Source organism: Flavobacterium gelidicaeli, assembly GCF_013294005.1.
Taxonomy (GTDB): Bacteria; Bacteroidota; Bacteroidia; order Flavobacteriales; family Flavobacteriaceae; genus Flavobacterium.
This window is the reverse complement of record NZ_JABSNK010000005.1, coordinates 335077-358322: the sequence shown is the minus strand read 5'-3', so window position 1 is coordinate 358322 and position 23246 is coordinate 335077. Positions and strand designations below refer to the sequence as shown.

General features: G+C 33.3%; 28 protein-coding genes. 22 read left to right on the top strand and 6 right to left on the bottom strand.

Going from position 1 to position 23246, the window contains the following annotated elements:
- From HNP99_RS10250 to HNP99_RS10165, 18 genes are all read left to right on the top strand, one after another.
- On the top strand, window positions 1-621 hold the full coding sequence (locus HNP99_RS10250; RefSeq protein ID WP_254596847.1) for a DUF2306 domain-containing protein: 621 nt from the start codon (window positions 1-3) through the stop codon (window positions 619-621).
- Window positions 605-1378, top strand: coding sequence for a 3'-5' exonuclease (locus tag HNP99_RS10245; protein ID WP_173853282.1), 774 nt, complete (start codon window positions 605-607; stop codon window positions 1376-1378). The genes HNP99_RS10250 and HNP99_RS10245 overlap by 17 nt, the downstream gene beginning before the upstream one ends.
- A 70-nt stretch (window positions 1379-1448) precedes the next feature.
- Window positions 1449-2060, top strand: a complete 612-nt coding sequence (locus HNP99_RS10240; protein WP_173853281.1) for a fumarylacetoacetate hydrolase family protein — start codon at window positions 1449-1451, stop codon at window positions 2058-2060.
- Entirely contained in the window at window positions 2060-2404 is a 345-nt protein-coding gene (locus tag HNP99_RS10235) for an Hpt domain-containing protein (protein WP_173853280.1), read from the top strand. Before HNP99_RS10240 ends, HNP99_RS10235 begins: the two co-directional genes overlap by 1 nt.
- Before the next feature lie 109 nt (window positions 2405-2513).
- Entirely contained in the window at window positions 2514-3767 is a 1254-nt protein-coding gene (locus tag HNP99_RS10230; RefSeq protein ID WP_173853279.1) for a CinA family nicotinamide mononucleotide deamidase-related protein, read from the top strand.
- Between the two features lie 71 nt (window positions 3768-3838).
- Window positions 3839-4075: a 50S ribosomal protein L28 gene (gene rpmB, locus HNP99_RS10225; protein WP_026708183.1), complete on the top strand. Its 237-nt coding sequence runs from the start codon at window positions 3839-3841 to the stop codon at window positions 4073-4075.
- 28 nt (window positions 4076-4103) lie between these two features.
- Window positions 4104-4286 (top strand): 50S ribosomal protein L33, encoded by a 183-nt coding sequence (gene rpmG / locus HNP99_RS10220; protein ID WP_026708184.1) that lies wholly within the window; start codon window positions 4104-4106, stop codon window positions 4284-4286.
- 74 nt (window positions 4287-4360) lie between these two features.
- Window positions 4361-4513, top strand: a complete 153-nt coding sequence (locus tag HNP99_RS10215) for a DUF4295 domain-containing protein (protein ID WP_173853278.1) — start codon at window positions 4361-4363, stop codon at window positions 4511-4513.
- Window positions 4514-4638: 125 nt separating this feature from the next.
- Complete coding sequence (ftsY, locus tag HNP99_RS10210; RefSeq protein WP_173853277.1) at window positions 4639-5592, top strand: signal recognition particle-docking protein FtsY; 954 nt, start codon at window positions 4639-4641, stop codon at window positions 5590-5592.
- A 10-nt stretch (window positions 5593-5602) separates the two neighbouring features.
- A complete protein-coding gene (locus HNP99_RS10205) occupies window positions 5603-5764 on the top strand; it encodes a hypothetical protein (protein WP_173853276.1) in 162 nt (53 codons plus the stop codon).
- Between the two features lie 62 nt (window positions 5765-5826).
- Window positions 5827-6927, top strand: coding sequence for a sensor histidine kinase (locus tag HNP99_RS10200; protein WP_173853275.1), 1101 nt, complete (start codon window positions 5827-5829; stop codon window positions 6925-6927).
- Window positions 6927-8264: a sigma-54-dependent transcriptional regulator gene (locus tag HNP99_RS10195; RefSeq protein ID WP_173853274.1), complete on the top strand. Its 1338-nt coding sequence runs from the start codon at window positions 6927-6929 to the stop codon at window positions 8262-8264. Before HNP99_RS10200 ends, HNP99_RS10195 begins: the two co-directional genes overlap by 1 nt.
- 202 nt (window positions 8265-8466) lie before the next feature.
- Window positions 8467-8688 carry a hypothetical protein gene (locus HNP99_RS10190; RefSeq protein ID WP_173853273.1) on the top strand — a complete coding sequence of 74 codons (222 nt, stop codon included), beginning with the start codon at window positions 8467-8469 and terminating at the stop codon, window positions 8686-8688.
- A 6-nt stretch (window positions 8689-8694) separates the two neighbouring features.
- A complete protein-coding gene (locus HNP99_RS10185) occupies window positions 8695-9975 on the top strand; it encodes a Glu/Leu/Phe/Val family dehydrogenase (RefSeq protein ID WP_173853272.1) in 1281 nt (426 codons plus the stop codon).
- Window positions 9976-10061: 86 nt separating this feature from the next.
- Entirely contained in the window at window positions 10062-10478 is a 417-nt protein-coding gene (locus HNP99_RS10180) for a GreA/GreB family elongation factor (protein WP_254596846.1), read from the top strand.
- Window positions 10475-10894, top strand: a complete 420-nt coding sequence (locus HNP99_RS10175; RefSeq protein ID WP_173853271.1) for a hypothetical protein — start codon at window positions 10475-10477, stop codon at window positions 10892-10894. The genes HNP99_RS10180 and HNP99_RS10175 overlap by 4 nt, the downstream gene beginning before the upstream one ends.
- A gap of 570 nt (window positions 10895-11464) precedes the next feature.
- The gene (locus HNP99_RS10170) at window positions 11465-11905 is read left to right on the top strand and encodes a lipocalin family protein (protein WP_173853270.1); all 441 of its coding nucleotides are present in this window, start codon (window positions 11465-11467) and stop codon (window positions 11903-11905) included.
- Complete coding sequence (locus HNP99_RS10165) at window positions 11886-12182, top strand: DciA family protein (RefSeq protein ID WP_173853269.1); 297 nt, start codon at window positions 11886-11888, stop codon at window positions 12180-12182. Before HNP99_RS10170 ends, HNP99_RS10165 begins: the two co-directional genes overlap by 20 nt.
- 96 nt (window positions 12183-12278) lie before the next feature.
- On the opposite strand, the gene HNP99_RS10160 is transcribed toward HNP99_RS10165, so the two are convergent.
- On the bottom strand, window positions 12279-12713 hold the full coding sequence (locus HNP99_RS10160) for a DUF4268 domain-containing protein (protein ID WP_173853268.1): 435 nt from the start codon (window positions 12711-12713) through the stop codon (window positions 12279-12281).
- Between the two features lie 94 nt (window positions 12714-12807).
- Here HNP99_RS10160 and HNP99_RS10155 point away from each other — a divergent pair, with 94 nt between their 5' ends.
- Together HNP99_RS10155 and HNP99_RS10150 are read left to right on the top strand one after the other, a co-directional pair.
- Window positions 12808-13446, top strand: a complete 639-nt coding sequence (locus HNP99_RS10155; RefSeq protein ID WP_173853267.1) for an NUDIX hydrolase — start codon at window positions 12808-12810, stop codon at window positions 13444-13446.
- 129 nt (window positions 13447-13575) lie between these two features.
- Window positions 13576-14400, top strand: a complete 825-nt coding sequence (locus HNP99_RS10150; RefSeq protein WP_173853266.1) for a lysophospholipid acyltransferase family protein — start codon at window positions 13576-13578, stop codon at window positions 14398-14400.
- 80 nt (window positions 14401-14480) lie between these two features.
- On the opposite strand, the gene HNP99_RS10145 is transcribed toward HNP99_RS10150, so the two are convergent.
- A complete protein-coding gene (locus HNP99_RS10145; RefSeq protein WP_173853265.1) occupies window positions 14481-15113 on the bottom strand; it encodes a hypothetical protein in 633 nt (210 codons plus the stop codon).
- 6 nt (window positions 15114-15119) lie between these two features.
- A complete protein-coding gene (locus tag HNP99_RS10140) occupies window positions 15120-15614 on the bottom strand; it encodes an RNA polymerase sigma factor (protein WP_173853264.1) in 495 nt (164 codons plus the stop codon).
- Between the two features lie 327 nt (window positions 15615-15941).
- Here HNP99_RS10140 and HNP99_RS10135 point away from each other — a divergent pair, with 327 nt between their 5' ends.
- Window positions 15942-17246, top strand: a complete 1305-nt coding sequence (locus HNP99_RS10135) for an NAD(P)/FAD-dependent oxidoreductase (RefSeq protein WP_173853263.1) — start codon at window positions 15942-15944, stop codon at window positions 17244-17246.
- 96 nt (window positions 17247-17342) lie between these two features.
- On the opposite strand, the gene HNP99_RS10130 is transcribed toward HNP99_RS10135, so the two are convergent.
- Both HNP99_RS10130 and HNP99_RS10125 read right to left on the bottom strand, forming a co-directional pair.
- On the bottom strand, window positions 17343-18404 hold the full coding sequence (locus HNP99_RS10130) for a DUF3810 domain-containing protein (RefSeq protein ID WP_173853262.1): 1062 nt from the start codon (window positions 18402-18404) through the stop codon (window positions 17343-17345).
- 176 nt (window positions 18405-18580) lie between these two features.
- Complete coding sequence (locus HNP99_RS10125) at window positions 18581-19828, bottom strand: MFS transporter (RefSeq protein ID WP_173853261.1); 1248 nt, start codon at window positions 19826-19828, stop codon at window positions 18581-18583.
- Between the two features lie 816 nt (window positions 19829-20644).
- Between HNP99_RS10125 and HNP99_RS10120 the strand changes: the two genes are divergently transcribed.
- Window positions 20645-22108 carry an aminoacyl-histidine dipeptidase gene (locus HNP99_RS10120; RefSeq protein ID WP_173853260.1) on the top strand — a complete coding sequence of 488 codons (1464 nt, stop codon included), beginning with the start codon at window positions 20645-20647 and terminating at the stop codon, window positions 22106-22108.
- Between the two features lie 339 nt (window positions 22109-22447).
- On the opposite strand, the gene HNP99_RS10115 is transcribed toward HNP99_RS10120, so the two are convergent.
- On the bottom strand, window positions 22448-23215 hold the full coding sequence (locus tag HNP99_RS10115) for a carboxypeptidase-like regulatory domain-containing protein (protein WP_173853259.1): 768 nt from the start codon (window positions 23213-23215) through the stop codon (window positions 22448-22450).
- Window positions 23216-23246: the final 31 nt, after the last annotated feature.

Below are 23246 nucleotides of genomic sequence, written 5' to 3'. Positions count from 1 at the left end.
TTGCTCTTACTGATTTACGGCTATTTTGCTTATTTGCTATTCTTGATTACAATTCAATATATCCCTTTAAATTTTGATGTTGCTTTCTTAAGGATTAAACAAGATGAAATAGGGTTGTTGCATTATAGGTGGGCTTTCTTCATCCATGTTTATACTAGTATTTTTTTAATTGCTGTGGGGTGGATGCAGTTTTCGACTTATTTAAGGACTCATTATAAACAGTTGCATAGAAATATAGGTAAGTTTTATGTTTTAACGATACTTTTTTTATCAGGTCCTTCGGGTTTAATAATGAGTTATTATGCAAATGGGGGGCTTGTGGCTAAAATATCCTTTATCATACTATCGGTTTTATGGATTGTAATGACTTATGGGGCTTATTATTATGCTAGAAAAGGAGATTTTGTTAAACATAAAAAATATGCGGTTAGAAGTTTTGCGCTTACATTATCTGCAATTTCTTTACGCCTTTTTAAATACATTATTGTATTTTTGTTTCATCCCTTGCCAATGGATACTTATAGAATAGTATCGTGGTTGGGGTGGACTTTTAACTTGATACTGGCAGAAATAATACTCATCTACTGGTTTAAAAATAAAATTAATGGAATTAAAACTTAGTAAACCAATTTGCTTTTTCGACCTTGAAACTACTGGAATCGATATTGGAAAAGATAGAATTGTGGAAATATCAATATTTAAAGTTTTTCCTAACGGAAATAAAGAAAGTAAGACTTGGCTTGTAAATCCTACTATTCCTATTCCAGCTGAAACAACTGCTGTACATGGAATTACTGATGAGAAAGTGGCAAACGAACCTACTTTTAATGAGTTGGCTTCGCAAGTTTATAACATGATTAAAGACAGTGATTTGGCTGGATTCAACTCTGATCGTTTTGATATCCCTTTACTTGCAGAGGAGCTGCTTCGTGCGGGAGTAGATTTTGATATGAAAAATAAAGTTTCGGTAGATGTACAGACAATTTTTCATAAAAAAGAAGAACGTACTTTGAGTGCTGCTTTAAAGTTTTACTGTGGCAAGAGTTTAGAAAACGCTCATTCTGCAGAAGCAGATACGATGGCTACTTATGAGATTTTAAAAGCACAATTAGAGCGTTACCCTGATTTAGAAAATGACATGAAGTTGTTGTCTGAATTTTCAACGAGAAAGAAAAATGCTGATTTTGCAGGAATGATTTCTTTTGATAAAGATGGAAATGAGGTTTTTTCTTTTGGTAAACATAAAGGAACAAAAGTTGAAACGGTTTTAGATGCTGAGCCGGGATATTTTAGTTGGATTCAAAATGCTGATTTCCCTTTATATACCAAGAAGGTTTTAACAGCGATTAAGCTGAGAAAAATGAATACTAAAAACTAAGTAATTAGCGATTGGTGAATAGTGAAAAAGACTACTTACTAATTACTTTTTACTATTCACTATAAAGAAAATGAAAATAATTTGTATTGGTAGGAATTATGTCGAGCATATAGCTGAGTTGCAAAACGAAAGGCCAACAGAGCCTGTTGTTTTTATGAAGCCAGATTCGGCAATTTTATTGAAACAACACCCTTTTGTGATTCCAGAGTTTTCGAATGATATTCATCACGAAATTGAAATTGTTGTAAAAATAAACAAAGTAGGGAAGTACATCGAACCTAAATTTGCGCATAAATATTATGAGGAAATTAGTGTAGGGATTGACTTTACTGCTCGTGATTTACAAGCAAAATTAAAAGAAAAAGGATTGCCTTGGGAAAAAGCAAAAGCATTTGATGGATCTGCAGTAATTGGAGATTTTTTATCAAAAGAGCAATTTAGTTCCCTAGAAAATCTTACTTTTGAATTAACCAATAATAATAAATCAGTTCAAAAAGGGAATTCTAGCTTAATGCTTTGGAAAATAGATGAGCTAATTGCTTACGTTTCTCAATATTTTACTTTAAAGATTGGTGACCTTATTTTTACAGGAACTCCTGCGGGAGTAGCTGCTGTGAAGCCAGATGATGTATTAGAGGGGTTTTTAGAAGAACATAAACTATTTAGAATACAAGTGAAATAATGGCTTTAAACTACAACCTTTCAAAAGTGTACGCACTTTCAGACAACGATCCAGAATTTGTAAATGAAATTCTAACATTATTTGTAACCGAAGTACCGGATGATTTGACTCAAATCAAAGAAGGGATAAAAAAAAGGGATCACAAACATGCTTATGCTTACGCGCATAAAATAAAACCAACGCTTGATTTATTAGGTCTTAATGTTGCTTTTGAAGAGATTCTTCAGGTAGAAGCATGGACAAAAGTAGAGGGAAAAAAGAAAGACATAGAAGAGACTTTTAAAAGTATAAAACTACAAGTGAAAGAAGCAATCAAAGAAATTAAAAAAGACTTCGATTTGTAGTAATCTATAAAGAAAAACAGTTATAAAAAATGCTAAAATTCAGCGCTCATGATTATTTTGAGGGTTGAATTTTCTTTATATAACAAAAATCTAAATTTAAAATTGCACAATGAAAGCAACGATAATTACCATAGGAGATGAGATTTTAATAGGACAGATTGTTGATACAAATTCGGGTTTTATAGCAAAATCATTAGATAAAATTGGTGTTGAAATTAGTGAGATGATTTCGATAAGCGATGATAAAAACCATATTTTAGATACGTTTAAAAAGCTTCAAGACAAAGTCGATTTAGTGATTGTTACGGGAGGACTTGGGCCTACAAAAGATGATGTTACAAAGAAAACTTTTTGTGATTACTTTGAAGATGAGCTGGTTGTTGATCAAAAAGTATTGGCGCATGTTACCGAGTTAATTGAAGGGTTTTATAAAAGACCTATCACGCAAATGAATATTGATCAAGCACTAGTTCCTTCAAAATGTACGGTACTTCATAACGCCGTAGGGACGGCTCCAGGAATGTGGGTGAAAAAGGAAGGTACCGTTTTTATTTCTTTGCCAGGAGTGCCTTACGAAATGAAATATTTAGTTGAAAAAGAGATTATTCCAAAGGTTGTTCGAGAATATAGCAGACCGTATATTATTCACAAAACGATTTTGACTTACGGTCAAGGAGAGAGTATGGTCGCGGAGCGAATAGAAGCTTGGGAAGACAATTTGCCAGAGTTTTTAAAATTAGCTTATTTGCCCAGTCCTGGAAGAGTGCGTTTGCGAATTTCAGCACGAGGGACAGATAAGGAAATTCTAGAAAAGGCAATTGAAGAGCAGGTAGTTTTGTTAGATGCTATAATTCACGATATTATCGTGGGCTTTGAAGAAGACGAAACGATTGAAGTAGTGCTAGGTGAGATGCTTAAAAAGCAACAAAAAACAATTGCAACTGCCGAAAGTTGTACTGGAGGAACAATTGCTTCCTTGTTAGCATCAGTTCCTGGAGCATCAAATTATTTCAAAGGAAGTATAGTTTCCTACGCGACGGCAGTAAAAACGGATGTTTTGGGAATTTCTGAGGAGTTAATCAACGAATTTACGGTAGTTAGTGCTGAGGTAGCTTCTGCTATGGCTTTGAGTGTAAAACGATTGATGAAAACCGACTATGCAATTGCGACTACTGGAAACGCTGGACCGCAAAAAGGAGCTTCAAATGCTGAAATTGGGACAGTTTTTATCGCATTGGCTACACCGAGCGAAGTAATTGTTGAAGAATTTAATTTTGGCCAACCACGTGAAAAAGTGATAGATAGAGCCGTGTATAAGAGTTTAGAAATGCTTCAGAAAGAAATTTTTAAAAATGTCCTATAAATATTTTGCGTAATAGGTTTATTTTTCTTTTCTTTGCACCCTGATTTTGAATAACGATAAAAATAAGTATAATGTCTAGAGTTTGTGACCTTACAGGTAAAAGAGCGATGGTAGGAAATAACGTTTCTCACGCTATGAATAAAACTAAGAGAAAATTTTCTGTTAACTTAGTGAAAAAGCGTTTTTATCTTCCAGAAGAAGATAGATGGATTACTCTTAGAGTAGCAGCATCTACGATAAAAACAATTAACAAAAATGGAATTGCAGCTGTTTTGAAAAAAGCGCAAACGCAAGGGTTTATTAAATAAGCTTTTTCCAATATAAAAAAATAGCAAGATGGCAAAGAAAGGTAATAGAATCCAAGTAATTTTAGAATGTACAGAACACAAAACAACTGGTGTTGCTGGAACTTCAAGATACATTACAACAAAGAACAAGAAAAACACTCCTGATAGATTAGAGATTAAGAAATTTAATCCAGTTTTGAAACGTGTGACTCTTCACAAAGAAATTAAATAATAATTAGAGATTTAAATACATTCTCAAATAGCAATATTTAGAGTTTTTATTAAAATACATATAACATTTAAATCATGGCAAAGAAAACAGTAGCAACGTTACAGACTTCTTCTAAGAGATTATCAAAAGCCATCAAAATGGTGAAATCTCCAAAAACTGGTGCATATACATTCGTAGAATCTATTATGGCTCCTGAAGCTGTTGATGAATTCTTGAAAAAGAAATAATTAACACAAGCATTATATAGAAAAGCTACTTTCATTCGGAAGTAGCTTTTTTATTTTCTATCTTTACCGATTAGAGATGGTATTAGTTCATTGTGTCTAATACTCCAATTAACACTGTTTACACTATGAGTTTTTTCAAAAGAATATTTTCATCAGAAAAAAAAGAATCCCTAGATAAAGGTCTTGAAAAATCAAAAACAACTTTCTTTACTAAATTAAGTAAAGCTGTTGCCGGAAAGTCAAAAGTTGATGATGACGTTCTGGATAATTTAGAAGAAATACTTATTTCTTCTGATGTAGGAGTGAATACTACTCTAAAGGTTATTAAAAGAATTGAGGCTCGTGTTGCTGAAGATAAATACTTAGGTACAGACGAACTTAATACTATTCTACAAGAAGAAATAGCTAGTTTATTATCAGAAACGAATACTGGTGAAGCTACTGAATTTGTAATTCCAATTAATACCAAACCTTATGTTTTAATGGTTGTGGGTGTCAACGGTGTTGGGAAAACTACGACTATAGGAAAGCTTGCGTACCAATTTAAAAAACAAGGATACAGTGTTGTTCTAGGTGCTGCAGATACTTTTCGTGCTGCTGCAATTGACCAATTACAAATTTGGGCAGATAGAGTAGGTGTTCCTATTGTAAGGCAAAATATGGGGAGTGATCCTGCATCGGTTGCTTTTGATACTTTACAGTCAGCAGTTGCTCAAGATGCTGATATTGTAATTATAGATACAGCGGGACGTTTGCACAACAAGATTAACTTGATGAATGAATTGACTAAAGTAAAGCGTGTAATGCAAAAAGTAATTATTGATGCACCACATGATGTACTGTTAGTTCTTGATGGTTCAACAGGTCAAAATGCTTTTGAACAAGCAAAACAATTTACAGCAGCTACAGAGGTTACTTCACTTGCAGTAACAAAACTAGACGGTACTGCTAAAGGTGGTGTTGTAATTGGTATTTCAGATCAATTTAAAATTCCAGTAAAGTATATTGGAGTAGGAGAAGGGATTGAAGATTTACAAGTATTCAATAAACACGAATTTGTAGACAGCTTTTTTAAATAGAATAAAAATAATGAAAAAGATTAGCCCTTTATACTTGTATTTTATAAGTCTAGTTTGTTTTGTTTTAGCAAATGTACTTAGAGATAAAGTTGATTTTGCTTATGGTTTTTTTTTAGGTGCTGGTATAGTGATTTTTTTACTAGGAGTCTATAAGAAAATTAGCGCTAAGTAATTTATTGACATAAAAAAGCGGCTTATTTTACTAGAGAAATAGTTTTTTAATAGTTACTATTGATGAGTTTAATCATATCTACAGAAGAAATACTTCAAGAACGAATTAAAGAATTATCATGTCTATATGATGTTTCTACGGTAATCGTTCAGCATGAAGGTGCTGTTTTAGACACATTAAATAAAATTTGTTCGATTCTAAAAAATGCCTGGCGATTTTCTGATGATTCAATTATAGAGTTGAAATTAGATTCTTATTACCATTGTACAGCTGAACTTCCCGAGCATACTGTTTTTCAAAAATCAATTATTACTGTTTTTAATGAAGAATTTGGATATGTCAAAGTGCATTACCCATCGGTCCAATTTACGGAAAAACACTTTTTAGAGGATGAAGAGAAATTACTAAACAAAGTTTCTTCGGATATAAGTGTTTTTTATGAAAGACATTTGAATAAAGGAAAACAAGAGCTTTTAAAAAGAAGTGCTGAGCGTGTTGATAGACTTTCGATTCTTGGCGAAATAACCGCTGGAATTGCGCATGAATTAAACACTCCTTTAGGAAATATTTTAGGTTTTGCTGAATTTATCAATGAACGTTCTGAGGAAAAACAATCTCAAATGGACAGTGCTAAAATTATCAAAGCAGCTATTTATTCTAGAGAGGTGGTTAAAAAATTAATGTTCTTTTCCTGTGAAATGCCCCAGCACATGAGGTTTGTGAAAATCATACCAATAGTATCTGAAGCTTTGAGTTTATTAGGTCCTAATTTTAAAAAAGCAAGCCTCAGCTATGAATTAGATTTTGAGGATGTAGCGTTAGAAGCGCAACTTGATACCATACAATTGACACAGGTTTTATTCAATATTTTGATAAATTCTATTTATGCATCTCCTCAAAACAGCGTTATTAAATTAAAAATATACTGTATTGAGAATAGTTTTTTTATCGAAATTAGCGATCAAGGTACCGGTATTGACGCTGCTATTAAATCAAAAATTTTCGAACCATTTTTCACTACAAAAGCAATAGGCGAAGGTTCTGGATTAGGCTTAAGTGTGGTACACGGTATTGTAAAAAGTCATAAAGGAGATATTACTACCTTTGATAATAATCCCAAAGGAACTGTTTTTCAAGTTCGATTACCTCTAAGTACTTCCTGATGAAATTAAAGAAAGAAAATATTTTAATTGTAGATGATAATTATGACATGCTAGAGTTGCTACATCGCAATTTAAAAGCTCAAAATTTTCATACCTATAAAGCGTCTTCAGTAGTGGAGGCTATTGAAATTTTAAAATTAAGCAAGATTGATTTATTAATAACCGACTTGCAGATGCCGGGTATCAACGGAATCGAATTGATAAAATATGTTCAGGAGCACTTTCCTGCCATACCTAAATTGGTTATTACAGGGTTTCCTTCTGTAGACAGTGCGATAGAAGCTGTAAAATCAGGTGCGTTAGATTATTTAGCGAAACCTTTTACAAATGAAGAACTTAAAAAAGCGGTACATAATTTAATTGAAAGTAAAGAAAAATTAGCCTCTACAAGTACTGAGGTTATAACTAAAACTAGTGAAACAATATCTCAATACGCTGGTATTGTAGGGCAGTCTGAGCAAATGGTTCAATTGATTGATTTAATTGAACGTGTAAAAGATAATCGAGCTACAATATTGATTCAAGGAGAAAGTGGTACCGGAAAAGAATTAGTTGCTAGAGCCATTCATTACAAAGGTGCATTTGCATCAAAACCTTTTATTGCGGTAAACTGTGGTGCGATTCCTGAAAACTTAATGGAATCAGAACTTTTTGGATATATGAAAGGCGCTTTTACTGGTGCTAATGAAACTAGAGGGGGCTTTTTTCAAGCAGCCGAAGGAGGAACTATTTTTTTAGATGAAATAGGCACAGCGCCACTTACTGTGCAAACGCGATTACTGCGTGTATTGCAAGAAAAAGAAGTGAGTATGGTGGGTTCTCAAAAGACCCAAAAAATAGAATTGAGAATTATTGCTGCTACAAACAATGATCTCTATGAGATGGCTAATAAAGGTACTTTTAGAGAAGATCTTTATTATAGACTAAATGTTGTTAATATAGAAACACCCCCTTTGCGACAAAGAAAAAGCGATATAAAACTACTTATAACTACTTTTTTAGCTAAATATGGAGTGGAGTATAATAAACCAAATATAACTATCTCCGATAAGGTAATCACTGTTTTGATGCGTCATTCATGGCCAGGTAATGTTAGAGAACTTGAAAATGTGATCCAGCGAATGATTATCATGAGTGGGGAACAAATTGAGGTTAGCGATGTGCCCGAATATTTAAAATATCCCATGCCATTTGAAAAAGAGGAACTTAAATCTTTAAAAGATATTGAAAAAGCACACATCCTTAAAGTGCTAGCAGCTGTAGATAATAATAAAACCCGTGCTGCCGAAATTCTTCAAATAGATCGAAAAACGCTTCGTTTAAAAATTGATAATTAAATTTTTTAAACTGGGGAATAATGCCCTTTGCGGGGAATATCTCCCCAGTGTTTTTTTTATACAATAACTACTATTTTATTTAAAACCCCTTATTTATAAGGGGTTTGTGTTTTGCTGTATGGTCAAATGTGCTAATGGCATACCATTTGTCTATTAGAGAGGAAATAGCTGTTTTTTTAAACAGTGATAAAATATATATGAGATGAATGTATTAAATAAACAAGGACCAGGGTATGTACCTATAGTAATTAACACTAAAGTGATGGAGCAAACAAGGATAGTCAACTACGATTCCTCGACGGTTACTAATAGAGAGGTGATTTCCGTTAATGAATCTAACGGTAGTTTGTGTGTTAATTGTGATAACAATACCCACTGTGTGTTGCAACGTAGTAATAAAATGTTTTGTGAACTGTATCAATAAAAGAAAATGATAGCTATAAAAGAAGAGACTAAAAAAAGTATGTTGGACAATGTAATGCAGCAGTTTAATAAAACGGCAGATGCAATTAACTTGAATCCAAATATTAGAAATATTTTATCAATAACTAATAATGAAATTATTCTTCATTTTCCAGTAAAAATGGACACGGGAGAAGTTAAGATTTTTACGGGTTATAGAGTGCAACATAATAATGCATTAGGACCTTATAAAGGGGGATTGCGTTACCATCCTACCGTAGATGTCGAAGATGCTAAGGCATTAGCAATGTGGATGACTTGGAAAACTTCTTTAGCGGGTTTGCCTTATGGAGGTGCTAAGGGAGGGATACAAATCGATCCTAGAGAATATTCAATAGGTGAGTTGGAGCGTATTACAAGACGTTTTACTTATGCTTTAGGCGAAAATATAGGACCTGAGCATGACATTCCAGCGCCAGATGTTAATACAAATGAACAAACAATGGCATGGATGGCTGATACCTTTATGTCTACAAAATCATCATCAGAGCGCTCTCGTAATCAGCATGTAGTAACAGGAAAGCCAGTCGGTTCAGGTGGTTTAGAAGGTAGAAATCGTTCTACAGGTTATGGAGTGTATTTAACGATTAAATTGTTGTATAAAAGTAAAGGAGAGAGCTTAGCGGGTAAGCGATTTATAGTACAAGGTTTTGGAAATGTAGGGTATTGGACTTCACATTTTTTAACAAATGATGGTGCAATTCTTCTTGCTGTTCAAGATGCTCACGCTACCATCATCAACGAAAACGGAATAGCAGTAGAGGAGCTATTTGAGCATTCTAAACCAAGAAAAGGTTCTATTCAAGGATTTGAAGGAGCTAGTGAGATGGATCCTAATGCCTTTTTTGGCTTGGCTTGCGATATTCTTATTCCTGCCGCTTTGGGTAACCAAATAACAGCTGAAAATGCATATTTAGTAAAAGCAAATGTCATTGCTGAAGGTGCAAATGGTCCTATAGATACTGAGGGAGAAGAAATTTTATTGCAAAACGGAATTACCATCATACCTGATATTTTATGTAATTCAGGAGGTGTGATTGGAAGCTATTTTGAATGGTTACAAAACAGAAACGGAGAACTTTGGCAACTGGATGAGGTCATGATCAAAATTGATAAAAAAATTACAGAGGTTTTTCGTAAAGTAGAAGGAGTTGTAATAGAAGGTAAGCTTGATTGGAGAACAGCGGCTTATATTTTAGCCATAACTAGAATTGAAACTGCTTATATCCAACGTGGTATTTTTCCATGATCCATTTTTTTTTTTTAATTTAAAAAACCTTTATAGTTAATACCCATTACTATAAAGGTTTATAATTAATATTTTATATCTAAATTATGAAATACGGCCAACTAATAGTAGATAAAAAGGAATACAGCTTACTAATGCGAAGTATAGCCGATTCTAGAAGTCAGGAAGATAAAATCTATCGAGAATCACTAAAAAAGTTAAAATTAGAACTGCTTACCGCAAAAGTAATCGAGGATGAAATCATGCCTGATGATGTAATACGATTTAATTCAATAGTAAGTATCAGTACGCCCTACAATGTAGAACGAAGTTATCAAATTGTTGCTCCTGAAAAGAGTGATATTCTACAAAACAAGATTTCTATTTTATCACCAATGGCTTTAGCACTTTTTGGCTATGCCAAAGGAGATAAAATTATTTGGGAATTTCCATCTGGGTTGAATACAATAGAAATAATTGCAGTTAAGCAGCAAAACAGTTTACTTAAAAAAGAAAGTGTATGAAAGAGCTAATTTACGAACATGAAACGATTGATGACATCCAGATGAAATTTATGGATAGAGATATTGAATTTTGGAAAGAAGAAGTATCGATTATCCGAATTGAAATTCTTTTTTTTAAACGAATACTAACGTCCTCAGTTTTTAAAATTTTTAATTGTGACCGACAAAAGAAAGTTGATTTGCTTAAGGATTTAAATAATGTAAATGATATTAATGAAACCTATTACGCTAATTTAACTTCGTTTATCAATAAGTTAGAGATGATTAAAGAATGTGAAGACGTACAATGCGAGACTTTTTATTTAAACAATCATACCAAGTTTAGAGCTGATATTGAAAGTCATTTTTCAGCCTATAGGTATTATAAAATTAATGTTATTCTGTTTTTTGACAGTTGCTTAGAAGAAAAGATGTAACGTTTGTTTTCTTTAATATATTTAGATTTTGAACACATTTAATCCACTTTAAATGTGTTTTTTTATTGGTGCAAAACACTACTTTTTTACCATAATATAATCAAATGTAGCTAGTATTAAACTACTCTATGCATTGGTATCTACTCTTTTACTAATAATTGTTTACTGGTTGTTTTATTTCTATTTAGTTTGGTTGTCCATTAGTTTTCCATAGTTTTAAAGAAGTAAGTAATTGTTGAGATCATCTTTGGTTTACTTTTACTACGTTTAACGCATTATCAATCAGTAATAAACCATAAGGTTTTTTTGATCTTTTTATGCAGGTTGAAGTTAATGCTTAAAGGAGGTGAAAATACTTTAAGAGATTTGCTTTTTTTGTTTGGTTTGTGTTTTTATAAACTAACTTTGTAGCGCTTAAAGAAAGTGATAAAATACGAAGTCTCCTAATTCTGATTCTCTCAAAACTTCGGTAGTTATCTGGAGAATAATCGAATAAAAAATAGGATTCTGCTGTTGAAAATTTACTTTTTACTTTATCTTTTAAATTTTAATGAATAAATAATTATAGCCATGAAAAACGCGTTTAAAATTCTGATAATCTCCCTATTTTTTGTAGGTTGTAACCAAAAAATCGAACCTACTGATATCAGTAAAATGAATGGATATTGGGAGATTGAGAAGGTCGTTTTTGATAAAGGAGAAGATAAGGATTACAAGATGAATGAATCCTATGATTATTTTAAAATCACGGATAACAAAGGAATCAGAAAAAAAGTAATGCCACAATTAGATGGAACTTTTTTAGTGAATGATACCTACGAGAAATTTGTTGTTCGTTTTGATAAAGAAAAAGTATATTTAGATTATGTTACTGATTATGCAAAATGGACAGAGGAATTAATAGCAGTTTCAGACAAGGAATTAGTTTTTAGAAACGAAGAGAAAAAAGAATATCATTATAAAAAAGCAGGACCAATAAACTTAACAGGAAATGGCAAAGAGACTAAATAATCAGAGTACGGTGGGGGATGTTTTACAGCAGATTATTAAAGTAAATAAATTGCAGCCTGGCATGGATCAAATTGACGTTAAGGATGCTTGGACCAACTTGATGGGAAACGGTGTAAATAGTTATACCCGAAATGTAGTTTTAAAAGGGAGTACATTGTATGTAGAGCTAACATCATCAGTTTTAAGAGAAGAGTTAAGCCATGGAAAAGCAAAGATTGTAAAAATGATCAATGAAGAACTAAGGCGCGATGTAGTTTTGACTGTTGTGTTAAGGTAAAAAAAAATTGGTTTAAACCAAAAAAAGAAGCTGTCAGTAAATACTCTGGTAGCTTCTTTTTGATTTATAAAACAAATGAAAATGTTTCTTTAAAAATTAATTGATGTCTTTGATAAAGTCATCATATTCTAGATAAAAAAGTTCTAAAGCATTCATCTTTTCATTGAAAAACTCAAATATTGTATCCCAATAATTTCTATTACTAACACCTACGCCTAGTTTTTCAACCCAAATTCGGCTGATTGTTTTTCCGCTTTCTAAGGTGTAGTTTTGTTCGTAAACGAGGTCTTTTATAAATTCATCGTTCAAGATATTTTTTAATGCGACTAGTTTATCAAAGTAGGCATTTCGGGTTTCGTCATTACGAGGTTCTATATCAATGATAACTTGGGCTTTTTTATTGTCGACGTAAAATTTAAAAGAAAAATCTTTAATTTTAGTGTCGTATAGCATCCATTTTCTTGGATACTTGTCTGCGAATGTTACCCAGAATTCTCTTTTTAATTTTTGAGTTTCTTCTTTGCTGTACATTGGTGAGTTTGATTTAGATTGTAGAAAATTTGCGCACGACTATTTTCTGAACTATATTTATATGTTGTTTTAATTGCAAAAATAGACTTTGATTATGGATTTTCAATCTTTTTTAAAATATGTTCCTAATTTGGTTCAAGCTCAATTACCCGCTGCTGCAGCACATGCTATTATGGCGCCAGTTGAACGGTTAGAAAGTTTGAAACAATTAGAGCCTAAAATTGCACCAAAAGTGGCTGCTGTAATGATGTTGTTTTACCCAAAAGAGGACCTAACGCATTTAGTTTTAATTGTCAGGAATACCTATAAGGGCGTACACTCTGCGCAGGTTGCTTTTCCGGGAGGGAAATACGAAGATGAAGACGTGGTTTTTACCAATACGGCTTTGAGGGAAACACACGAAGAGGTTGGAGTGCATCCCGATAAAATGCAAATCATAAAACCATTTACCCCAATGTATATTCCGCCAAGTAATTTTATGGTACATCCTTTTCTAGGCATCTGTACTGAGGAAATTTTGTTCATTCCAGAACCTAGCGAAGTTGCTGCGATAATTGAACTACCGTTGTCCGTTTTTCTTAGTGAGAACATTGTGGTAGAGACAAATTTAACGACATCGTATGCTAATAATATAAAAGTTCCTGCATTTGATATTGACGGAAATATTGTTTGGGGAGCTACAGCAATGATGTTGAGTGAGTTAAAAGAGGTTTTGAAAATAGTTTTAAAATGAGTAGTAATTTAGTAATTAATACTAGTTTATTTCTCGTATTTTAACAGTCTCAGAGCACAAATGGAAATTAGCATAAAAATAAATTCCGTAAGTTTGTAGCTCTAATTTAGAAAATTAATACACAATTTTATGGGATTATTTAAGCGAAATCCTTTTGGTCATATCCTGTTCTTAAAAAAGTGGTTGATCAGAATTTTTGGTGCAGCAACTCATAGGCGCTATAGAGGTTTTAATGAATTGAAAATTGAAGGTTCTGAAATAATCAGAAGTTTGCCCGATAGAAATGTACTTTTTATATCCAATCATCAAACCTATTTTGCTGATGTAGTGGCTATGTTTCATGTTTTTAATGCCAGTTTAAAAGGGAGAGAAAACAACATAATAAACGTGGGTTATTTATGGAATCCTAAAATGAATTTTTACTACGTTGCAGCAAAGGAAACTATGCAAGCCGGTTTATTGCCTAGAATTATGGCTTATGCAGGAGCCATTTCGGTAGAGCGAACGTGGAGAGAAAAAGGAGTTGATGTAGTTGATAAAAAAGATGTCAATCCTAATGATACTGAAAGTATAAAATTAGCACTTGATGATGGCTGGGTGATCACTTTTCCGCAAGGAACTACAAAAGCATTCAAACCGGTTCGTAAAGGAACGGCTCATATTATAAAAGAACACCGTCCTATTGTTGTACCTATTGTTATTGATGGATTTAGACGCTCATTCGATAAAAAAGGATTACGCATGAAAAAGAAAGGAATTTTGCAGTCTTTCATCATAAAAGAACCCTTGGTAATTGATTATGATAACGATACAATTGATGAAATTGTAGAGAAAGTAGAGTATGCTATTGAACAGCATCCTTCGTTTTTAAAAGTAATTCCTGAGGAGATTTTAGAGGAAGAAGAAAAATTAAACTCACGCAGAAGATACAGTTATAAAGAAAAGAAAAACTAGATTCTTTATAAAAAAAAAAACAAACCCAGCAACTAATTAAAATTGCTGGGTTTTTTATTTGAAAAAAATAAATACCACTACTACAAGTCTATCTTCTTCAATTCTTTATAATTGGTAAGCAATCTTCTAAGTAAAATTCCATACAATAACCTATAGAACAACCAGAAAAATCCAAAAAATACTGCGATAGTCATTATTGCTACCACTACTGTTATTAACATAACCTTACTATTATTTGCTATTTTTTCACTTAACAACGTAATTTCGGGTACATATTTTAAGCTTATAATAAAGGCTATTATAAAGTTAATAATGATCATTGCTAAATTATAGATAACATAATATTGTACAGTCTTTCTTGTTCTTAAAATATCTTTCATTAAGTATTTTGTAGATACTGTAGCAGAAATTTTAATATAATTTCTATAAAATAAATAGACAAAAACTAATGTTATTGCATACCCACAATAATTTAAACTTTTTGATAGAAACATTAATCCAGGAGCATTTATTGGTTTTGTATAATGATCTGTGTCAAAACAAATGTTTACCGCCGTCCACAACAAAATCTCTAATATGCTTATTATTAAAATCCACTTCACGATAGAAGATGACTTTTTATGAATCATTTTATAAATGTCAATCTCTGATACCTGCTCAAAAGAATTCTCATTCTTTTTCCAGTCTTTTTTTAGTAAATCCAGCTCTTTCATAATTCTTTAAGGATTTAATATTTTCTTTAGTTTTCCTTTTATTCTATTCATTTTTACCCTTGCATTAACCTCGCTAATACCTAACGTTTCTGCAATTTCACGATAATCTTTATCTTCTAAATACATAAAGATCAACGCTTTTTCAATGTCATTTAATTGGTAAACTGCTTTATACATGAGCTTTATTTGCTCCTCTTCTTCGTAATTATATTCAATTTCCTTAGTAAAATGTTGCCTGCTTTCATATTCAACTGTCGCAATCGAGCGCTTGTTTTTTCGGTATAAAGTAATTGCAGTGTTTAGCGCAACACGATATGCCCACGTAGAAAATTTGCTGTCCCCTCTAAACTTCGGAAAAGCTTTCCATAACTGAATCGTAACTTCTTGAAACAAATCTTTGTGCGAGTCCTCACAATCAGTATATAGCCTACATATCTTGTGGATTATATTCTGATTTTCCTGCAGCTGCTGTACAAAAGAATGTTCTAGATTTTCAGTCATATATACGTTAGTTACCTAAAGCTTGATTTTGTTACAAGGTAAACTACTTTTTTGAGTAAAAAATCGCTTTTAATTTTTTGGAGCACCACATTTAAAATTTATAGGAACAGTTGTCCCGCTGTACATTACAATCTCCCGAAAAAAGCGGGAGGATTTTCATTGCCATCGGGGCTATTTAACGGCGTCTATTTCCTATAACTTCCTATAAAATAAAGGTTCAATGAGTAGTTTTAAAAACGAAAAATTATATTTAATATGTAAGAGAGTGCGCAAATAAAACAAGAAGATTGTATATTTGAAACGCAGCAATATTGAAGCAACACAAACATGAACATACCTGATTCGTCTTTACCAAGAATTGTTATTATAGGAGGCGGTTTCGCCGGAATCGCATTGGCAAAACAACTTAAAAACCAAGCGGTGCAAGTCGTGCTTTTAGACAAGCACAATTACCATACATTTCAACCTCTGCTATATCAAGTAGCTACTGGCGGACTTGAGGCTGGGTCAATTGCTTATCCTATTCGCAAAGTAATTCAAGAATATGACGACTGTTATTTTAGACTAACTTCAGTTCAGGAAATTGATACTAAAAACAAACAGATCGTTACCGAAATAGGGAATCTTACTTATGACTACCTAGTTATTGCTACAGGATCCAAAACAAATTATTTTGGTAATAGAGATATAAAACGATACAGTATGGCCATGAAAACCATACCGCAGTCACTAAATATTAGAAGTCTTATTCTCGAAAATTTTGAGCAAGCAGTACTAACCAAAGATACTGTTGAGCAAAACAGCTTGATTAATTTTGTACTTGTAGGTGGCGGACCTACAGGGGTAGAGCTTGCAGGAGCTTTAGCCGAAATGAAAAAGGCCATTTTACAAAAAGATTACCCCGACTTAGATATTGCTAGAATGCAAATCAACCTGATTCAAAGTGGAGACCGAATTTTAAATACAATGAGTGAAAAGTCTTCCTTAGCTGCCGAAAAATTTTTAGAAAGCCTAGGAGTTACCATCTGGAAAAACGTTCGGGTAACTAATTATGACGGACGTACTGCAACAACAAATTCCGACTTAACTTTTGAAACGGCTACTTTAATTTGGACAGCAGGTGTTCAAGGTGCTTTGATAGCAGGGCTTACTGCAGACTCGCTTGTAGAAAGAGTTGAGCGCGTAAGAGTGAATGAATTCAGCCAGGTTAAGGGTTATGATGATATTTTTGCCGTGGGCGATATTGCTTCAATGGAGTCAGATGAATATCCGCAAGGACATCCTATGATGGCCCAGCCTGCTTTGCAGCAGGGTAAAGCGCTAGGGGAGAACCTAGTGAGGTTGATCAATAAAAAACCAATGAAAGCTTTTAAATACAATGACAAAGGTTCTATGGCAACTATAGGCCGTAATAAAGCCGTGGTTGATTTGCCTCATTACCATTTTAGCGGTGTTTTTGCTTGGTTTGTATGGATGTTTGTACACTTGTTTTCTTTAATTGGATTTAAAAACAAAGCTGTTGTATTCTTAAACTGGGTGTACAATTACATTCGTTTTGACCGTGAAGGAAGATTAATTATAAGGCCATATAAAAAGAAAAGCTTTACAACTTTTACAACTGATGAGGTTTAGCTTTGTTTTTTTTAAAGTGTCAAAGTTGCTAAGTTTTATAAGGGAGAAACAAATGAAAAGAGCTTTACTGGTTTGGGAATTTAGTTTTATTTAAGACTATAATTCCCTTTTGTGATAATAATTAACCATCAAGTCGACAAATTTGCTGTAGCTGTTAATGCCTTCTTTTTGCTGGTTTATTTTTAAAAAAGTATCATAAAAGAGGTGAAATCCTTTTTCAATTGGAGATTGATAATCGATCCAAAATTGATCACTTTCTTTATAGTTTTTAAGAATTCCTGGATGGACAGTTTTTATAATTTCTTTGAAAACTTGCTCGTTTTGTGTCCTAATACTGCTCAAGCAATAGCTCAAGGCAAAACTATATCCTGAGTATTTAAAATATAAATTGTCATTTTTTATTGAAGCCATAAACCCAATAAAATTACATTCACTTTCGCTGGCATAACCCATTTGATGTGCCATTTCGTGGTTTACTGTGGTAGGAAACCCATACAAAGGTATTAAGCTATTTACCTGTGCTTCATTGGTAAACGGATTCAAATACCCGCTAAATCCCATATAAGATAAAGGCAAGCTAATTAAAGATTTCTTTGTGCTCAAGTTCGTGAAGGTAAAATAATCATGTTCTTTGGCTAGATTTTCATAGCCATTCAAATTCATTTTAAAAACCGCAGCTTCCGTGTAAGGAAAAACCACTTTCAGACTATCGTTTTTCGTTATTTGACTGTGGATTGCATTTGTTTTTGCAATCAGTTTTTTAGTGAAACCGATTAACTCGACATCAGTATATTCTTTTTGGATTTCCATTTTTTCAAATAGCGGCTCGCGGTAATAATTCAAAGCCCAAAGGAGATGAAATAGAAAGTAAAAAACCGAGAAGAAACTCAATACCGTAAGTAGGTTGTTTTTCCATTGTAACTTCCATGATTTTCTTTTGTTCCAAAACCATCTTAAAATAAAGAAAATCAATATAATATAAATACAATCTCCTACAGAAAAGGGAAATAAGCCAAATAAAATTCTCGAAAAATAGGTGATAATCGGGTAGATTCCGTTGCTGTAATGTTCCTCAATACTTTCTGGAAAATAAGCAAGAATTTGTAAAGCAATTATTTGAATAACAAGAAATAGAGGCAGTAGGTATTTAGATTTCACGAAGAAGGATTTTATTGATTTGTGAATGGTAAATATAAGTACTTTTGCAGTTAATTAAAAGCTGCTTTTTTTGAAATCAATTCAAGCGCAGTCATTCCGTGAAACAGCGTTGTCATGCTCTAAAAATTATACTACCTTGCAATATGACCTTCTTTTAAAATTCAAGCAAGGCTGCTTTATGCAACAAGTTCTTGTTTTTTCTTACCGGTTTCTTTTAATAGCAAAGCAAAAACAATCGCAATTCCAATACCAATTACCCAAAATAATCCTGCACATTGAAAATGGCTTTCCTTGTCTACAGCTGTCGCCAAAGTATTTCCATACAAATTACCAAATAATGGTCCCAATAAAGAGGTGACACCAAAGGTTAAGAAATTAATAGCTCCAGTTGCGCTTCCTTTAACACTGTCGGGATTACTTTCTTTGATTATGGAATACGGAATCATAGCTGCACCAGAGGCTACACCTAAAAGAAATGTACTGATATAGGCAGGGTAGATTTCTGGAAAATAAAGTAATTGCAATAAATTAGCAATCATCAGTAACGCTCCTGTTATTAAAACAGGCTTTCTTCGGCCTATTTGGTCTGCTATCCATCCCATTAAAGGACAACCTACAGCCCATCCTAAGGCGACACAAGCGCTCACGAGTGTGGCCGATTCAAAATCCATCATACGGTCTTTTTGAAAGAAGGCAACTCCCCAAGTCATTGCAAAAATAGTGGTAGGGGCAAACAAGAGTCCTGAAATTGCGCCAGATAAATAACTTTGTGAATTACTAAAAACAATTTTATAAGGTGATAATAGTCCGCCTTTTTGAGCTTTTTTAATAGCTAATTCAGTTTTGTCTTGTGGTGTGATGTAAAGTATAAAAATACCAACTGCAATAATCAAGATTCCCATACCAATCCATATAAAAAGCAAGCTATAGCCGTTTTTAATAGCGGGTCCTATGATGAATTGTCCAGCTGAGCCGCCAAGCATTCCTAGTGATTGTGTTGCTCCAATAGCAGTTGCTAGTTTGCGGGGTGAAAAAGCTTTAGAAGCTAAATATACACAAGCAGGAAAAGCCATTGCTGAACCTGCCCCTTGTAAAAGTCTACCAATATAGCCATCATAAATACTGGATGCGGCAAATAAAATACATCCCAGACCTACAATGATGGTTCCAATTGATAAGGGGTATTTTGCTCCAAGTTTATCCAGAGCAATTCCAGCAATTAAACTCGTAATAGAATAGGTCAAGTAATACATTCCTATAACAGTGCTTACTCCCTTTGTTGAGGTTGTAAAAGCGTGTGAAAGTTCTGGAATCATGACGCTTGGTGCTGAGCGGACAGCATATTCTAAAAAGTAAAAGATCAAACCAAAAAACCAAGCTAGTAAGTAGGGATTTTTAGTATAGGAAGTTGTATTTGATTGCATAATTTGAATTCCAAAATTCAAAACCACCTTTAGATATTAGGTAGAAAATGAATGTTTATTGTTTTTCTCAAATTTACGAATACCTATATTGTCATCAAGTGGTGCAAGAAAATTTAGTGAGTTACGGTGTTTCTTAGCTTAAAAAAATGATTCTTATTTTTATTGTTTAAATTTCTATTACAATTATTCTGATTTAACTTAATTTAAGAATAATTTTACAGATTAAAATATCTTGATTTTTTCATAACATCCCGTTTTTTTTTTTTAAATGAGATGTAAAGAAGGTGATAAAACATTTTAGTAGCAATTTTAGATTAATTTGAAAAGATATAATCTCATTTTTCCGAAGGTTTCTTTATTCTCTTGATGATTATCTGTTAGTAAGCGCTGTTTCAAATTCTATGGACGTTGCTTTTATTAAATTTGGTGCCAACAGCTTTTATTGATTTAATCCTCGGCTGTTATTAAATCCAATGTGAGATGCGTTGAAGGCAATGAAATAATCATGGTTATTGCAACCGTTTATAAAAGTCCTTTTCGAGCTTTAGTTTGCGGGATTGCTTCGTTAATCGCAATGACTAGACTTGTAGTTGCTTGCGTGAGGGATTGAGGCAAGCTACCGAAGTAGCGCCGAAAGCCCGACAGCGCTATAGAAAGGGGCTTTGTGAGCGCAAAATGAATATGCCCCTTTTTATAGTGGTGGCACGCCCAAAAGATTGTACTAATTTTAAGCGAGAAATTATTTTATAAAGGGGAAAACGAATTTAAACTTTGTAACTTTGAGCTTTAAAAATGTTAAACTTCAAACAATAATAAATGAGTCAAGAGATAAGAAATTTAGAACCAAAAGTACTTTGGAATAAGTTTGCCGATTTGAATGCCGTTCCTCGTCCTTCAAAAAAAGAAGAGCGTGTAATTGAATTTATGAAAAACTTTGGTAAAAGCCTTGGATTAGAGACTTTTGAAGATGATATTCGCAATGTGATTATTCGCAAACCTGCGACTCCAGGAATGGAAAATCGTAAGGCGATTGTGATGCAAGGACATCTAGATATGGTGCATCAAAAAAATGGAGATACCGTTTTTGATTTTGATACACAAGGGATCGATATGTATGTTGATCAGGACTGGGTTCGTGCCAGAGGAACTACTCTTGGTGCAGATAATGGATTAGGTGTTGCCGCGATTATGGCAGTTTTAGAGAGTACAGATATCGCGCATCCTGCTATTGAAGCGTTGTTTACCATTGATGAAGAAACTGGAATGACAGGTGCTTTGAACTTGAAAGGCGGAATTCTACAAGGACAAATTTTGTTGAATTTGGACACCGAAGAGGATGACGAAATCGACATTGGTTGTGCAGGTGGAATTGATGTTACGGCAACGGCAGAGTATGATGAAGAGGAAGCTCCAGAGGGTTCTGTAGGATATAAAATTACCGTTAAAGGATTGAAAGGTGGACATTCAGGAATGGATATTCATAAAGGTTTAGGGAATGCAAATAAGATTATGAACCGCTTATTATTTGATGGTTTTGATAATTTTGGTTTGCAAATTTCTGAAATTCAAGGAGGAAGTTTGCGTAACGCGATTCCGAGAGAAAGTGTGGCGCAAGTAGTTATTGCAGCCGTTTATGATGAGGCGTTTGTTTATGACATGCAACAAATTGTAAACGAGATCAAAACCGAATTAAAAACAACGGAACCAAAACTTGAAGTTGTTTTTGAAAAACTAGAAGCTGCTCCGGCCAAAGTAATGCCTTCAATAGCTCAGTTTTATTTTGTACGCGCTATGTATGCTGCTCACAATGGCGTTTATGCTATGAGCGCCGACTTTGATAATCTTGTAGAGACATCTAACAACATCGCTAAGGTAGTTTTGGGTGCGGGTAATCTTTCGGTGCAATGTTTAACGCGTTCGTCTGTTGAAACGGCTAAATTTGATTTGGCTAACAGTTTGCGTTCTGCTTTTGAATTGATGGGTTGTGAGGTAGAGCTTTCGGGTTCTTATCCAGGATGGACTCCAAATTCAGAATCGGAAATTATGGATGTTTTGATACCTATTTATGAGAAACAAGTAGGAGAGAAGCCTCGCGTTGTGGCTTGTCACGCTGGATTAGAATGTGGGATTCTAGGAACAAATTATCCTGATATGGATATGATTTCGTTTGGTCCTACAATTCACGGAGCGCACTCGCCAGATGAGAGAGCAAGTATTTCATCTTCACAAAAATTCTGGAAGTTCTTAGTTGAGATTTTGGCTAATATACCTGTTAAGTAGTTCCGGAGTTGTATATAAAAATTAATACCCTCGTTTATTATTAAACGAGGGTTTTTTATTTAAAAGAAACTAGTCTCTTTTAGGAGCGTTCTTCTTTTCTCTTTTCTCGTCCTTTTTTTCTTTAGCCGTTTTAAGAGGCTCTTTCTTTGCGGTTTTCTTCGCGTCTTGACTTTTTGCCATGATATAGGTATTTATTGTTTGATTAGTTAATTGTGTGTGAGTAAATGTAATTAATATTATGATGTTACTGCTTTTTTATGCAATAAAAATCCTCAATATACACTTGTACATGAGGATTAATGATCTTCTTTGTATTTTATAAGAAACGAATAAGTTACTTTATCCTTTCTTTAATATTTTGTATTCTTCATAACAACCGCTTATGGCATCCATAATTTGTAAATCATTAGCAGTTTGTATAAAAGATTCCGAGTAATTACAACGTTGTAATATTTCGGCGATTTCTTTTTTATCTACGCCTAAAAGCACTGAAATAGTTTCTCTGTCAAATTTGGATTCCAAAAGATTGCGCACGGTATCGTCTTTTTTCATTTCCTTAAGCTTTTTGAGATCTTTTCCATTTTTCCCAAAGAAATTATAGAGCATATCGGCTGGATTAAATATGGAACCAAGAACTTTTCCAAACGCATCAGGGGAATATTCTCCTGCTTCATAACCATGGGTTAGTCCAGATATACTGTATCTAAAGTTTTCATTAACAGGGATGGTTTTAGAGTCGACTTCTAAGTAACCAGTTAGGTTAAATGGTCTGATGACCACTTCTTCAAGTGCAATGGCTTTTTCTGTAAGGTAGATTTTTGCCATTTTATTTTTTATCCAGTCATTAGTAACCTTTACTCTTAAAGATTGAAATCCTAAAAGAGACAAGTGTAATGTGTCAGTAGGCTGTACATCAATTTCAAAATAACCGCTAGAGTCTGTTCTGGCACCACGAACTTTATTGATATTGATGATGTTTACATTTATCAACGGCAATTTAGTATTGTCATTATAGATGTAACCGGATACTTTTTCAGATGGGTTAACCGTCTGTGCTTTAGTAATTAAGGATAGTGTTAAAAAAAAGAAAACTACAAAATATTTCATAAACTGGTTTAAGACTTTAAAAGTAGTAAAT

Excerpts from the sequence above, each read along its gene's own strand:
- HNP99_RS10245 (WP_173853282.1), top strand. The coding sequence starts at position 605 with ATGGAATTAAAACTTAGTAAACCAATTTGCTTTTTCGACCTTGAAACT.
- HNP99_RS10240 (WP_173853281.1), top strand. The coding sequence starts at position 1,449 with ATGAAAATAATTTGTATTGGTAGGAATTATGTCGAGCATATAGCTGAG.
- HNP99_RS10235 (WP_173853280.1), top strand. The coding sequence starts at position 2,060 with ATGGCTTTAAACTACAACCTTTCAAAAGTGTACGCACTTTCAGACAAC.
- HNP99_RS10230 (WP_173853279.1), top strand. The coding sequence starts at position 2,514 with ATGAAAGCAACGATAATTACCATAGGAGATGAGATTTTAATAGGACAG.
- rpmB (WP_026708183.1), top strand. The coding sequence starts at position 3,839 with ATGTCTAGAGTTTGTGACCTTACAGGTAAAAGAGCGATGGTAGGAAAT.
- rpmG (WP_026708184.1), top strand. The coding sequence starts at position 4,104 with ATGGCAAAGAAAGGTAATAGAATCCAAGTAATTTTAGAATGTACAGAA.
- HNP99_RS10215 (WP_173853278.1), top strand. The coding sequence starts at position 4,361 with ATGGCAAAGAAAACAGTAGCAACGTTACAGACTTCTTCTAAGAGATTA.
- ftsY (WP_173853277.1), top strand. The coding sequence starts at position 4,639 with ATGAGTTTTTTCAAAAGAATATTTTCATCAGAAAAAAAAGAATCCCTA.
- HNP99_RS10205 (WP_173853276.1), top strand. The coding sequence starts at position 5,603 with ATGAAAAAGATTAGCCCTTTATACTTGTATTTTATAAGTCTAGTTTGT.
- HNP99_RS10200 (WP_173853275.1), top strand. The coding sequence starts at position 5,827 with ATGAGTTTAATCATATCTACAGAAGAAATACTTCAAGAACGAATTAAA.
- HNP99_RS10195 (WP_173853274.1), top strand. The coding sequence starts at position 6,927 with ATGAAATTAAAGAAAGAAAATATTTTAATTGTAGATGATAATTATGAC.
- HNP99_RS10190 (WP_173853273.1), top strand. The coding sequence starts at position 8,467 with ATGAATGTATTAAATAAACAAGGACCAGGGTATGTACCTATAGTAATT.
- HNP99_RS10185 (WP_173853272.1), top strand. The coding sequence starts at position 8,695 with ATGATAGCTATAAAAGAAGAGACTAAAAAAAGTATGTTGGACAATGTA.
- HNP99_RS10180 (WP_254596846.1), top strand. The coding sequence starts at position 10,062 with ATGAAATACGGCCAACTAATAGTAGATAAAAAGGAATACAGCTTACTA.
- HNP99_RS10175 (WP_173853271.1), top strand. The coding sequence starts at position 10,475 with ATGAAAGAGCTAATTTACGAACATGAAACGATTGATGACATCCAGATG.
- HNP99_RS10170 (WP_173853270.1), top strand. The coding sequence starts at position 11,465 with ATGAAAAACGCGTTTAAAATTCTGATAATCTCCCTATTTTTTGTAGGT.
- HNP99_RS10165 (WP_173853269.1), top strand. The coding sequence starts at position 11,886 with ATGGCAAAGAGACTAAATAATCAGAGTACGGTGGGGGATGTTTTACAG.
- HNP99_RS10160 (WP_173853268.1), bottom strand. The coding sequence starts at position 12,713 with ATGTACAGCAAAGAAGAAACTCAAAAATTAAAAAGAGAATTCTGGGTA.
- HNP99_RS10155 (WP_173853267.1), top strand. The coding sequence starts at position 12,808 with ATGGATTTTCAATCTTTTTTAAAATATGTTCCTAATTTGGTTCAAGCT.
- HNP99_RS10150 (WP_173853266.1), top strand. The coding sequence starts at position 13,576 with ATGGGATTATTTAAGCGAAATCCTTTTGGTCATATCCTGTTCTTAAAA.
- HNP99_RS10145 (WP_173853265.1), bottom strand. The coding sequence starts at position 15,113 with ATGAAAGAGCTGGATTTACTAAAAAAAGACTGGAAAAAGAATGAGAAT.
- HNP99_RS10140 (WP_173853264.1), bottom strand. The coding sequence starts at position 15,614 with ATGACTGAAAATCTAGAACATTCTTTTGTACAGCAGCTGCAGGAAAAT.
- HNP99_RS10135 (WP_173853263.1), top strand. The coding sequence starts at position 15,942 with ATGAACATACCTGATTCGTCTTTACCAAGAATTGTTATTATAGGAGGC.
- HNP99_RS10125 (WP_173853261.1), bottom strand. The coding sequence starts at position 19,828 with ATGCAATCAAATACAACTTCCTATACTAAAAATCCCTACTTACTAGCT.
- HNP99_RS10120 (WP_173853260.1), top strand. The coding sequence starts at position 20,645 with ATGAGTCAAGAGATAAGAAATTTAGAACCAAAAGTACTTTGGAATAAG.
- HNP99_RS10115 (WP_173853259.1), bottom strand. The coding sequence starts at position 23,215 with ATGAAATATTTTGTAGTTTTCTTTTTTTTAACACTATCCTTAATTACT.